This is a genomic window from Providencia sp. UF-183 (genome assembly GCF_058246155.1).
Genome location: NZ_JBSICD010000004.1, coordinates 179,074 through 191,727, shown reverse-complemented (window position 1 = coordinate 191,727; position 12,654 = coordinate 179,074). Strand labels below are relative to the sequence as shown.

At 41.6% G+C, this 12,654-nt stretch carries 13 protein-coding genes; 7 read left to right on the top strand and 6 right to left on the bottom strand.

Features of this window, described 5'->3' with window-relative positions:
• Positions 1–49 precede the first annotated feature (49 nt).
• The 5 genes from AC4IFT_RS05170 to yieE form a co-directional block, all read right to left on the bottom strand.
• On the bottom strand, positions 50–838 hold the full coding sequence (locus tag AC4IFT_RS05170) for an ABC transporter ATP-binding protein (protein ID WP_219249386.1): 789 nt from the start codon (positions 836–838) through the stop codon (positions 50–52).
• Positions 832–1,926: a FecCD family ABC transporter permease gene (locus AC4IFT_RS05165; RefSeq protein ID WP_490731145.1), complete on the bottom strand. Its 1,095-nt coding sequence runs from the start codon at positions 1,924–1,926 to the stop codon at positions 832–834. The genes AC4IFT_RS05170 and AC4IFT_RS05165 overlap by 7 nt, the downstream gene beginning before the upstream one ends.
• Positions 1,927–1,945: 19 nt before the next feature.
• Positions 1,946–3,082: an ABC transporter substrate-binding protein gene (locus AC4IFT_RS05160; protein WP_490750760.1), complete on the bottom strand. Its 1,137-nt coding sequence runs from the start codon at positions 3,080–3,082 to the stop codon at positions 1,946–1,948.
• A gap of 246 nt (positions 3,083–3,328) precedes the next feature.
• Positions 3,329–4,819, bottom strand: coding sequence for an amino acid permease (locus tag AC4IFT_RS05155; protein WP_206082275.1), 1,491 nt, complete (start codon positions 4,817–4,819; stop codon positions 3,329–3,331).
• Positions 4,820–5,055: 236 nt separating this feature from the next.
• Positions 5,056–5,919 (bottom strand): DNA-binding transcriptional regulator YeiE, encoded by an 864-nt coding sequence (gene yieE, locus AC4IFT_RS05150; protein ID WP_490750759.1) that lies wholly within the window; start codon positions 5,917–5,919, stop codon positions 5,056–5,058.
• Between the two features lie 191 nt (positions 5,920–6,110).
• On the opposite strand from yieE, the gene AC4IFT_RS05145 reads away from it, so the two are divergent.
• From AC4IFT_RS05145 to AC4IFT_RS05130, 4 genes are all read left to right on the top strand, one after another.
• Positions 6,111–7,190: a YeiH family putative sulfate export transporter gene (locus AC4IFT_RS05145; RefSeq protein ID WP_490731151.1), complete on the top strand. Its 1,080-nt coding sequence runs from the start codon at positions 6,111–6,113 to the stop codon at positions 7,188–7,190.
• Between the two features lie 97 nt (positions 7,191–7,287).
• Positions 7,288–8,133 carry a deoxyribonuclease IV gene (nfo, locus tag AC4IFT_RS05140; protein ID WP_490750758.1) on the top strand — a complete coding sequence of 282 codons (846 nt, stop codon included), beginning with the start codon at positions 7,288–7,290 and terminating at the stop codon, positions 8,131–8,133.
• Between the two features lie 116 nt (positions 8,134–8,249).
• A complete protein-coding gene (locus tag AC4IFT_RS05135; RefSeq protein WP_490750757.1) occupies positions 8,250–8,528 on the top strand; it encodes a type II toxin-antitoxin system RelE/ParE family toxin in 279 nt (92 codons plus the stop codon).
• Complete coding sequence (locus AC4IFT_RS05130; RefSeq protein WP_349424675.1) at positions 8,528–8,842, top strand: HigA family addiction module antitoxin; 315 nt, start codon at positions 8,528–8,530, stop codon at positions 8,840–8,842. The genes AC4IFT_RS05135 and AC4IFT_RS05130 overlap by 1 nt, the downstream gene beginning before the upstream one ends.
• Positions 8,843–8,895: 53 nt before the next feature.
• Here the strand turns inward: AC4IFT_RS05130 and fruK are convergent, their stop codons facing one another.
• Positions 8,896–9,831, bottom strand: a complete 936-nt coding sequence (gene fruK / locus AC4IFT_RS05125) for a 1-phosphofructokinase (protein ID WP_219249385.1) — start codon at positions 9,829–9,831, stop codon at positions 8,896–8,898.
• A 165-nt stretch (positions 9,832–9,996) separates the two neighbouring features.
• Between fruK and AC4IFT_RS05120 the strand changes: the two genes are divergently transcribed.
• From AC4IFT_RS05120 to yeiP, 3 genes are all read left to right on the top strand, one after another.
• A complete protein-coding gene (locus tag AC4IFT_RS05120; RefSeq protein WP_490731160.1) occupies positions 9,997–10,434 on the top strand; it encodes a nucleotide triphosphate diphosphatase NUDT15 in 438 nt (145 codons plus the stop codon).
• A gap of 152 nt (positions 10,435–10,586) precedes the next feature.
• Complete coding sequence (gene mtr, locus AC4IFT_RS05115; protein ID WP_490750756.1) at positions 10,587–11,831, top strand: tryptophan permease; 1,245 nt, start codon at positions 10,587–10,589, stop codon at positions 11,829–11,831.
• Between the two features lie 157 nt (positions 11,832–11,988).
• A complete protein-coding gene (yeiP, locus tag AC4IFT_RS05110) occupies positions 11,989–12,561 on the top strand; it encodes an elongation factor P-like protein YeiP (protein ID WP_219247317.1) in 573 nt (190 codons plus the stop codon).
• The last annotated feature ends 93 nt before the right edge of the window (positions 12,562–12,654 follow it).

The window sequence follows — 12,654 nt, the reverse complement described above, 5'->3', positions numbered from 1 at the left end:
TAATAAATGTGCTTGCAGGATAACAAGCACATTTATTATTAATTACAAATTAACTCGCGAGTTTATCCACCAGCCCGTCAATCAACACTTGCGGTACACCTTGAGAGCAGCGTTCAATGCGCCCCCTTACACCATAGACCTCGGCAAGGCTTTCTGGCGTAATCACTTCGGCGGGTTCACCTTGGGCAATTAATTTGCCTTGTTTTAACATCAATACATGTTCCGCGTGTTTCAATGCGATATTAATATCGTGAACCACGACGACCGTAATAATATTTCGCCGTTTCGTTTCTTTCGCCACTAAATCCATAACATGATATTGATAATTTAAATCCAGCGCGCTCAGTGGCTCATCCAATAATAATAAGTTGGGTTGGCGAATTAATGATTGAGCCAAACCTACTAATTGTTTTTGTCCACCTGAAAGCTGGTCTAAATAACTCAATGCCAGATGCTCAATACCTAATTGGCGCAATAAGTGCATCACTTCGTCTTTATTGTTTTCATTGCTTAAACCGCCAGAAGCGCGTTGTGCAACAATCACCGACTCTAAAACATATAGATGCACACCCGCAGGCAAAGTTTGGGGTAAATACACCACATTCTGCGCACGCTGGGCAAAATTTTGCTGCGTTAAGTCCAAACCATCCAACAATAATTGCCCCGTGGCTTTATTCAGCCCCGCTAACGAGCGCAATAACGTCGATTTACCACTGCCATTTGGGCCAAGCAATACAGTGATTTTTCCCCTTGGCAGTACATCCGTTGTCAAGTTCTCAATCACTGCGCGTTTTGGGTAGCCCGCATTAAATTGGTTAATAATCAGGCCACTCATGATACGTTACCTCGATGACGCAAAATAATACTTAAGAAGAACGGGACGCCCACTAATGAGGTCACAATACCCACAGGAATAATCACGCCAGGGATAATGTTCTTCGAGGCAATTGAAGCCATCGATAATATCAACGCACCAATTAATGCACTTGCAGGTAAATAAAAGCGGTGATCTTCGCCAAAAATTAAACGTGCAATGTGCGGTGCGACTAAACCAATAAACGCTATCGGCCCAACAAATGCCACCGCTAACGCAGATAAGATACTGATCCGTAATAAGGTCGTCAGTCTTAAGCGGCGAACATCAATACCAAAACTAATCGCCCTGTCTTCGCCCAGCCTTAATGCCGTCAATTTCCAAGAGCTCATCATGGCAATTGGGAAAATCAATGCAAAAACCAGTGCCATCACACCTAATTTCACCCATGTTGCTTTTGACAAGCTTCCCATCGTCCAGAATACAAGGCCTTGTAACGTGTCTTCTGTGGCAATGAATTGCATCATCGAAACCAGCGCATTAAAGGTAAACACTAACGCGATACCAAATAAAACCACGCCAGATGTTGCAACGCGCGTCCAACGGGTGACCGCATCCAACATTAATGCCGCTAATAAGGCAAAAATAAATGCGTTCGCAGAAATTACCCACTGATCAGGGACGCCCGGAATTGCAATCCCCGACACAATCGCGAGTGCAGCACCAAATGCAGCCGCATTAGAAACCCCAAGTGTAAATGGGCTCGCTAATGGGTTATTCAATATAGTCTGCATTTCAGCGCCAGCTAACCCCAGAGACATACCAATGACCACCGCCATCAAGGCGTAAGGTAAACGGATATCCCACACAATCACACGGGTTCCTGCATCAACCGCTTCAGGCGTCATCAAGGTTTGCCATAATCGCTCTAGCGATAAACCCGATGGCCCTAATGTAAAATCAATAACTAGCGACAATAAAATTGCCGCAATAATTACCACAATCCATGTAAAACGACGGCGCAACATACTTTGGTAATGTTGTTTTACACCATCATCAGCCTGTTTAGCGGCTTGTTCCACCGCCGTTAGTGGCTCGCTTGTAATACTCATTAATTCTTACCTACTCTCATTACTTTTCGCTGACCCAATATACACCAGTTGGCTCGACAGCAAGAAACTCTCTGTGCAGTTCTTCCAGTGTTTTTTGTGGATCAAGGCCTGAAAACTGCTCAGGGTAGAACCACTTGGCGAAAACTTGTGTCGCAATGACGTTGTAAGGCGAATTATAGTAATTGTGCCAGATAGCATAATCTTGCTTATCTTTAATGGCCGATAATGAGCTAATACCTTTGCGATCTGTTATCTTTTTCAGGCTATCTTTGGCGTCGTTCACTGTGCTTTGCGCGCCTAATTGTACACCAGCATCTTTACTGCCCGGCGCTTTTGCACCAGTTGCAATATAAATACTCGGGTCGGCCGCAATGATTTTTTCTAAATTCATGGTGCCCAATGCGCCGGGTAAAACCCCTTTCGCGATATTTTTACCGCCCGCTAAATCAATAAAATTCCCCATGTTGCCGTCACCCGCGGTGCCACAACAATCTTCAAAAGCGCCCGCTCTCAGCTCAATAAAAACACTGGGCTTTTTGTCTTCAGGGATTTTTGACGTGATATCCGTAACAAGCATTTGATTTCTTTCATAGAAATCCACATATTTGTTTGCGACTTGCTCGCGGTTTAATGCTTTACCTAACAAACGCATACTTGGCAGCGTATTTTTTAATGGACTGTCCCTAAAATCGACAAATACAACGGGCACTCCCGCCTTTTCTAGTTGATTGACTAGTTCGCTGTTTTTACCCGGCCCATGACCCGATAAACCAAAAATAGCAATGTCAGGGTTCAACGTGAGGACTTTTTCAGAACTGACGCTGTCTGCACTGGTGTTTCCAATCAAGGGGATATTGTCAATCGCAGGGAATTTAGCTTTATAAGCGGCATAAGTTTGTGGATCTAATTTGCGTAAGTCCCCTTGCCACCCTACAATGCGATCAATGGGTTTATCACCTTCGAGTAGAGCAACCGCACTGAATAAGCGGCCTTCACCAAGTAAAATACGGTTAACATTATCGGGCACTTCAACGGTTCTTCCTGCCATGTCAGTCACTGTTGCTGACCACGCACTCAAACTGGCACTCGCTAATAACGCTAAACCTATTCCCTTTACTACCGACCTAGCTACTGACTTCTTGGCTACCGACGACATAGTATTAAGCTCCACCATTAACCTTATTGACTTACATTTTAATGCGATAACAATAAAGCAAATAAGAATACTTATCAATACGATTATTGATTTAATAATGTGTTATATGAATGGAATTATGTGAGCTGCCTCGAAAAGCAAAACATTTAGAAGAACTAACGAGCAAATCGCGGGTTTATTGCGCTATATACAAAAAAACAGCACCCTATAAAGGATGCTGTTATTCAATACATAAATAATGATGGATTATTTATTTAAATTCTCGCGGTAGCTTGGAAAACTCATATCTTTATAGCGAATAAAGGTTGTTTTCTTAGCAATTTTATAACCAAACCAAATGGCTAAAAAGAGCGGGAGACCAATATACGTCGCTGTAACGCCAATCCAATCAATATTATCTTCCAAGAAGGCTTGGTAATTCTGGCCCAGTGTGATTGTCAAACACAAAATAAAGGCAAAAATTGGCCCAATTGGGAAGAATCCAGAGCGATACGGCAAGTCGTTTAAATCTTTACCTTGAGCGATATAGCCTCTACGGAAGCGGTAATGGCTGATGGCAATACCTAACCATGCAATAAACCCTGTCATCCCTGAGGTATTCAATAACCATAGATAGACCGTTTGGTTGCCGAACATAGAACTTAAGAAGCACAGACCCGCGACGACCGTCGTGGCTAATAACGCATAACGTGGTACGCCACCTTTCGATAAACGCGCAAATATGCGAGGCGCCTTACCTTCACGCGCTAAGGTGTACAGCATACGGGTTGATGCATACATGCCAGAGTTACCTGCAGACAATACCGCCGTCAAGATAACCGCATTCATCACCGCCGCTGCTGATAATAGCCCTGCGTTTTCAAATACTAAGGTAAATGGACTCACGCTGATATCTTTCACATCGTTACGCAGCAAGTTAGGATCAGTATAAGGAATGATCAAACTAATAATTAAGATGGCAAAGATATAGAACAACAGGATACGCCAGAATACTTTACGTACGGCTTTAGGAATATTTTTAGCCGGGTCTTTTGATTCACCCGCTGCAATACCAATTAATTCAGTTCCTTGGAAAGAGAACCCGACAATCATGGCCACACCAATCATGGCAGAGAAGCCACCTGCAAATGGCGCATCACCAATTTCCCAGTTATGCCAACCCGCATTTTCCGCACCATTCATGATGCCAAAAATCATCAGAACACCAACAACAATAAAAATAATTACCGTGGTGACTTTGATCAGTGAGAACCAGTATTCTGCCTCACCAAAGCCTTTAACAGATATGAAGTTCAGTAAGAAGATGATGGCAAGGAAGATGGCACTCCAAATCCAACCCGGCGTATCAGGGAACCAATAAGTCATCACTAATTGTGCCGCAACTAAGTCAACCGCAATAGTAACCGCCCAGTTATACCAGTAGTTCCAACCTAATGCGAAACCAAAACCTTCATCAACATATTTTGCGCCATAAGTGGCGAATGAGCCTGAAACGGGCATATAGGCTGCTAGCTCGCCCAAGCTCGTCATTAAGAAATAGACCATTAAGCCGATGATGGCATAAGAGAGTAGTGCCCCTCCGGGGCCTGCTTGCGCAACGGTTGCACCCGATGCTACAAATAAACCGGTACCGATAGAGCCACCGATAGCAATCATCGCAAGGTGACGCGCTTTTAATTCACGGCGCAACTTTTGTGGTCGGTCTTGCGTGATAGTATTGGTATGTTGTTCTGACATTTGTTCCCTGTATTTTATTATTCAGCCAATATCGCGTGAATTCTAGCAAAATAGGCTGTGAGAACTAAGCAACTCTTCACTGTTATAAGATACCTTCATAATTCACGCAGAATTATAAGTAAAACGCGTTATCGCCAAAAAATTAAGCATCCGCGTTTAATCAGGAAATACGCTGTCGAACCCTCTAAAGATTTTGGCTTGCCGCTAGGCGGCAAGTTAAAAGATAACGAGGATTTTTAATTACAGTAGGCTAGCAAATTAGTAATCGCATTCGAAAGGTGCTTTTGACGGTGGTAAATCAAATACAGCGTTCTTTCCAATTGAAGTTCGTCTACTTCAAGCTCAACTAGAGTACCATTGTCCAGTTGCTCTGCGATTACTCGCCTTGATAGACAGCTTATCCCCATACCAAAACGAACCGCATGTTTAATGGCCTCTGAATTACCTAATTCCATTAAAATATGAAAGCCAGGGAGATGGGCAAAAAGCAGTTGGTCAAGGACATCTCGCGTACCTGAGCCCCGCTCGCGTAAAATCCACGGAGCATCTCTAAGCTCTTTTAATGACACCTTTTTATTTGCTAACGGGTTTTGCGGTGAAGCAAACACCACCAGCTCATCTTTTAACCAAGGTTTCGAAATCAGCTCAGGGCTATGACAAACTCCTTCGATTAACCCCACATCCACCCGAAACTCCATCACCGCCTTAATGACTTCCTCTGTATTGCTAATAAGAAGCTCTAAAGGGATATCAGGGTGATCATGACGGTAACCCGCTAATATCTCAGGCAACATGTAGTTACCGATCGTGGTACTCGCTGCCAGACGCACAGCACCCATCTCTTTTTTGAATAGTTGCTCGACTTCCGCCCCTTGCTCTAATAAGGCTAATGCTTTGGGATAAAGAAGCCTTCCATGCTCGTTTGTAACAAGACGTTTACCCACACGGTCAAAAAGCTGAACACCAAGTTGACCTTCTAAATCCGTTAGCGACGCACTGACCGCAGATTGGGACAGTGCTAATAATTGAGATGCTTGCGTCGTGGAGCCACTTTTCAATACTTCTGTAAAAACCTCAAGTTGCCTAAGTGTTATTCGCATAAAGGTCGCCCCAACGTGTTTTTATTACTTGTAATAATATTGTTAATATTAATGATTTATTGGCAATATTCCAGAAGAAACTTAAAACCACTTTTTTAGATAGATTATATACAAACAATCAATTTAAATTATTATACTTTTTATTATATGCTTATTACCAAATCATATAAGCAGCAATAAAGAGCATTATCATGGATAAAAGCGACATTCACACCCTAAATCAAAATAGCTTTCACCCTATTTTGAAATTATTACCGGGACTCCTATTAGCCGGTATTTTAACGGCCATCGCCATCTACCTTGGTGACCAATCATGGTTTATGGATATTGGTTTAGGTGCATTAACACTCGCCATTTTATTGGGGATTGTTGTGGGAAATACCTTTTACCCAGCCGCAAGTAAGTCTTGTGATGCAGGCGTCAAATTCGCTAAACACTACTTTTTACGTGCAGGGATCATCCTTTACGGCTTTCGTTTAACGTTCCAACAAATTACTGATGTGGGTGCTACTGGGGTTATTATCGATGCATTGACCCTAACATCGACTTTCTTATTAGCCTACTGGTTAGGAAAAAAAGTCTTTGGCCTAGATGATGAAACGACCATCTTGATCGGTGCAGGCAGCAGTATTTGTGGTGCAGCAGCCGTCATGGCAACAGAGCCCGTAGTAAAAGCTTCAGCGAGTAAAGTCGCAGTTGCCGTTTCTACTGTCGTTATTTTCGGGACAATTTGTATCTTCGTTTACCCTTGGATTTACCAATTAAATGCACACTTTGGTTGGTTTACAGCAACCCAAGAAACATTCGGTATTTACATTGGTTCAACCGTGCATGAAGTCGCGCAAGTGGTTGCCGCAGGCCATACCATTGGTACTGATGCAGAAAATGCGTCTGTTATTGCGAAAATGATCAGAGTTATGATGCTAGCGCCATTTTTAATTATTTTATCTGCTTTTTTAAGCCGTAAAGCGGCGGCAAAAAATGGTCATTCAGCGGAAAAAAGCAAAATTACCATCCCTTGGTTTGCTGTATTCTTTATCTTAGTAGCAGGGTTTAACTCATTACATTTATTGCCACAAGCGTTAGTCCAACAAATCATCGTGTTAGATACGGTTTTACTTGCAATGGCAATGGTAGCATTAGGTTTAACTACTCATGTCAGTGCAATCCGACAAGCGGGTATTAAACCATTATTAATGGCATTGATTTTATTTGCTTGGTTAATCGTTGGTGGTTTATTAATTAATCTCTTAATACAAAATATCTTTTAATGTGTGCCTCCGACTTTAGCCGCTTAATTAAGCGGCTTTTTTGTTGATTTCATTTATGCGCTTATTAATGGCATACTTCAATAAAAAGGAGTCAAAAATGAAATTTGTTGGAGCACACGTCAGCGCCTCTGGTGGCGTTGACCAAGCCGTTATTCGCGCCCATGAGATTAATGCCACTGCCTTTGCATTATTCACCAAAAACCAACGCCAATGGAAAGCCGCGCCATTGAGTGAAGAAGTTATTCAAAAGTTTAAAACTAACTGTGCAAAATACGGTTATGGGAAACACCAAATCCTGCCCCATGACAGCTATTTAATTAATTTAGGTCACCCTGAGTTTGAAGCCCTAGAAAAATCACGAGTTGCCTTTATTGATGAAATGCAACGTTGTGAACAGCTTGGTATTGATTTATTAAACTTTCACCCCGGTAGTCATTTAAAACAAATTGAAGTGGATGATTGCTTAGCACGTATTGCAGAGTCCATTAATATTGCATTAGCCGAAACTGAAGGTGTCACCGCAGTCATTGAAAATACCGCAGGGCAAGGCACTAACTTAGGCTTTGATTTTACTCATCTCGCGAAAATCATCGAGGGTGTAAAAGATAAAAGCCGTGTGGGTGTTTGTATCGATACTTGCCATGCCTTCGCCGCAGGTTATGATTTACGCACAATTGAAGATTGCGATAAAACATTCACCCAATTTTCAGAGATTGTCGGTTTTGAGTTTCTAAAAGGCATGCATCTGAATGATGCTAAAAGTGAATTTGCCAGCCGCGTTGACCGTCACCACAGCTTGGGTGAAGGGAATATTGGTTTCGCACCGTTTACATATATTATGCAAGACAGCCGATTTGATGGGATCCCGCTGATTTTAGAAACAATCAACCCAGATATCTGGCCACAAGAAATTGCCTGGCTGAAATCCCAACAAAATAGCTAACATTGATAGAGCCCTATTAAAATTTAGGATTCGTTTCTATTTGCTTATGTCACCTTTATGTTGCACTGCTTGTAACACCCTGATAAGGTGTTACAAGTCACGTAACGGAAGGTGATATGATTAAATCATTTAAACACAAAGGATTAAAGCAACTATTTGAAAAAGGAACACTTTCAGGTGTTTCCCCTAAAGATGCTTCACGTATAAATGATAGGCTTCAGGCTATTGATTCCGCCAACTTTATTGATGATTTAGATATTTTCACATTTAACCTTCATCAATTAAAAGGTGAGCGAGTTAATATTTGGTCAATTACTGTTCGTGCAAATTGGCGTATTACATTTGAGTTCATTAATGGCGATGCTTACATTTTAAATTTAGAGGACTACCACTAATGAAACAGGCCATTGTTACCCATCCCGGCATTATGGTTGCAAATATTTTAGATGACTTAGGCATTGGTGTTCGGCAATTTGCCAGAAATATTGGTGTCACACCCGCAACCGTTTCCCGCTTTCTTTCGGGAAAAACAGCCTTAACCCCTGCTCTCGCGATCCGTATTTCAGCGGCTTTAGGTAGTAACCCCGAGTTTTGGCTACGGCTACAAACTCATTACGATTTACGCTTACTCGAAGATAAAATCGATATTTCTGGGATAGTTTTATACGAAAATTTGCAGCAACCACAACAACCAACGTCTGAATACTAACAAAAAACCCCACGTAATAAATAACGCGGGGTTTCTTTTCAAACAATCAGTAATTACAGCGACTTCATTTCAATCTTAGCCATCATGTCGGCTAACTTACTGCGGTTCTTTAAACCGACATCTGCTTGTGAAACTGATAACGCCGAAATTGCAGTGGCCATGCGCAATGTGTGCTCGCTTGATTCACCATTGAGGAGTCCGTAAGCAAGGCCGGCAACCATCGAGTCGCCCGCTCCGACTGTACTGATGACTTCACAATGTGGCGGCTTAGCTAACCAAGAGCCTGAAGCATTAACCCACAATGCCCCTTCCTCACCCAATGAAATGACGACATGAGAAATGCCTTTATCTCTTAGCTCATGTGCCGCTGCAATCACATCTTTTAAATCCGGTAGTTTGCGCCCAACCCAACTTTCTAATTCATGACGATTCGGTTTTACCAACCAAGGCGAGGATTTTAAGCCCGCTTTCAATGCTTCACGGCTACTGTCGAAAATGATACATGGGCACAATTGACGTAAGCGAGTCATCCAACGGGTAAATTCTTCTGGATCAATACCGTTAGGCAAGCTTCCACTCACCACCACCATATCAAAGTGACCTAACCAATTTAATGATTCCGTTGAAAAACGGTTCCAGTCTTCTTTGCTCACATCAAAACCAGAAAAATTAAAATCGGTTGATTTCCCATTATTTTCAGTGAGTTTGACATTAATACGTGTTCGCCCAGGCACCATACTAAAACGGTTTGCCATGCCATTTTCGCTGAAGAAATGTTGGAATTCTTCTTGATTGTCTTTTCCCATAAAACCACTAACGGTAATATCAATGCCCAGATCACGCAGCACTTTCGCTACGTTGACTCCTTTTCCTCCGGCATTCAGGCTAGCGGTTTTGACTAAGTTAACTTCACCCACTTCAATAGACGAGCACAACCCTACAAGGTCGTAAGCAGGATTTAATGTAATTGTAGCAACCCGGCGAGTCATAACCACTAATCTCCCTTATCATGATTATCATATCATTAGATGTATGCCATAGTTATAACATTAAAACGTGTTGTTTTCAGTGCTATTTATACTTTTTCCTGCTTGTTTTTCGCCTATCCCATGGCAAAATCTTCGCGCTGAAAATAAAAAGAAAAAGGAGGGAATATGTCTCAGCCAATAAACGTCGTTGTTGGCGTCGGCGTTATCATTACCAACAAACAAGGGCAGGTTTTATTGGGTAAGCGTAGCAGCAAACACGCCCCCTACTGGTCTATTTTTGGTGGGCACGTCGACCCGGGGGAAACATTTGAAGCCTGTGCTATCCGAGAAATAAAAGAAGAAATTGGCATTGATATCGCAGCACCTCGTGTATTTGGTATCAGCAATAACTTGCAAACTTATCAGCAAGAAGGCAAGCATACCGTTTCCATTTGTCTGCATGTCGAATATAACGGCGACAAGCAACCGCAAATTATGGAAGACGATAAATGCGAAAGCCTTATATGGGTATTTCCTGATTCTCTGCCAGAACCCCATTTTGAGGCAAGCCGTAATGCCATCAACCTTTGGTTAAATCAGCGCTTTTACAACCAATCTATTTAACTCCCATATAAAACATACAAATTAAATTAATTTGTATGTTTCTTCACCATCTCTTTCAAATTGTTCAGTTTATTTTATTTTCCTTATTTACAATACTTTGCCACTACCGTATCATTTAGCTAGTACAGTGAAACAATTTATTAGGAGCCACCATGGCCGTTAATGGGACAACACAACCAAAAAGCCCTTCTATATTAGGGGGCGCAATGATCATTGCAGGTACCGCAGTTGGTGCAGGCATGTTTTCAATTCCAATGGTGACTTCAGGCGTATGGTTTTCAGGCTCTATTATCCTGTTAATTTATACCTTTATTTGTATGTTACTTTCTGGGCTAATGATTTTAGAAGCGAATATGAATTACCCAGCAGGCGCTAGCTTTCATACCATGGTAAAAGATTTATTGGGTACCGGTTGGAATACTATTAACAGTTTATCGGTGACTTTTGTTCTGTATATTCTAACTTATGCTTATATTTCTGCGGGCAGTTCTATAATTACCGCAAACTTAGCAGAACATATTCAAATTCCACAAGCTGGGGCAGGTTTGGTTTTTGCGTTTATTGTTGCATTTTTCGTTTGGTTATCGACACGTGCAGTGGATAGACTAAGCACTATTTTAATTGGCGGGATGGTTATTACATTTATCATGTCTATCGGTGGGATGATCACAACCGCTTCACCTGCCATTTTATTTAACCAAGTAGAACAAAACGACACACAATATTTACCTTATGCCTTAGCCGCACTGCCTTACCTGTTAACTTCATTTGGCTACCACGGTAACGTACCTGGACTAGTAAAATACTATAATAAAGACAGCTGTAGTGTAGTTAAAAGCTTAACTTACGGTGCCATTATTACGGTTGTTATTTACATTTTATGGCAGTATGCGATCCAAGGAAATATCCCTCGTTCATCGTTTATCGAAATCAGAGAAAACGGTAACAATATCGATGCATTACTGACTCAGATGAATATTTCTACACAAAGTAGCTTTATTTCCCAATTTTTGAATCTGTTTTCGTATATGGCATTGGCAAGTTCTTTCTTAGGTGTGTCACTAGGTTTATTTGATTTTATTGCTGACTTCTTCAAATTCGCAGATGACAAGCAAGGGCGTTTGAAATCTATTTTAATCACCTTTATCCCGCCAACAGTTTTGGCATTAATTTTCCCTAATGGCTTTATTTACGCGATTGGTTTTGCTGGGTTAGCAGCAACAATATGGGCTGTGATTGTCCCTGCATTAATGGCAAAAGCAAGCCGGAAACGTTATCCAAACAACAGTTACAAAGCACCTGGTGGCATATTAGTTATCGGTTTTGTCATTCTATTTGGTTTGATCAACGCCGTTGCACACATCATGTCTTTGGCTGGCCTACTCCCTATTTACTAATTTGCCGTTCTTAATATAGCCCTACGGGGCTATATTATTTCCCATCTGTATTTTTTCAAAAAATTTTCACTGAAAATTGACCTCAACATCTTGCCTAATCGCGTTTGTGCGAGTAATTTTGTCGCACTCTTTTTGACAATACCGAAGAAGGTTATTTATGGCCAAGGCCAACGAAATCAAACGTGGTTTAGCGATCAACTATAATGGCAAATTATTGCTGGTTAAAGATATTGATATTCAAGCACCTAGTGCTCGTGGAGCCAGTACATTATACAAAATGCGCTTTACTGATATCAAAACAGGCCAAAAAGTTGAAGAGCGTTTTAAAGGCGATGACATTTTAGAAACGATTTCGTTAACTCGCCGTGGTGTTAGCTTTTCTTATATTGATGGTGATGAATATGTTTTCATGGATAACGAAGACTACACGCCGTATATTTTCAAAAAAGCAGATATTGAAGATGAACTGCTGTTTATCCCTGAAGAGGGATTACCGGGTATGCAAGTTCTAACGATGGATGGGCAAGTTTTAGCGCTAGAATTACCGCAAACTGTTGATATGGTTATTGTTGAAACAACACCGGGCATTAAAGGTGCCTCTGCCAGTGCTCGTACTAAACCGGCAACGATGGCAACGGGCTTGACCGTTCAGGTTCCTGAATACCTCACCAGCGGTGAAAAAATTCGTATTCATATCCCTGAGCGCCGCTATATGGGCCGTTGTGACTAATCACATTTCAGCAAAATAACATCTATATTCTTATGCCTATGAATAACATACTCATAGGCATACATTTTTATTGAACATGGCACTCTCCTAGCC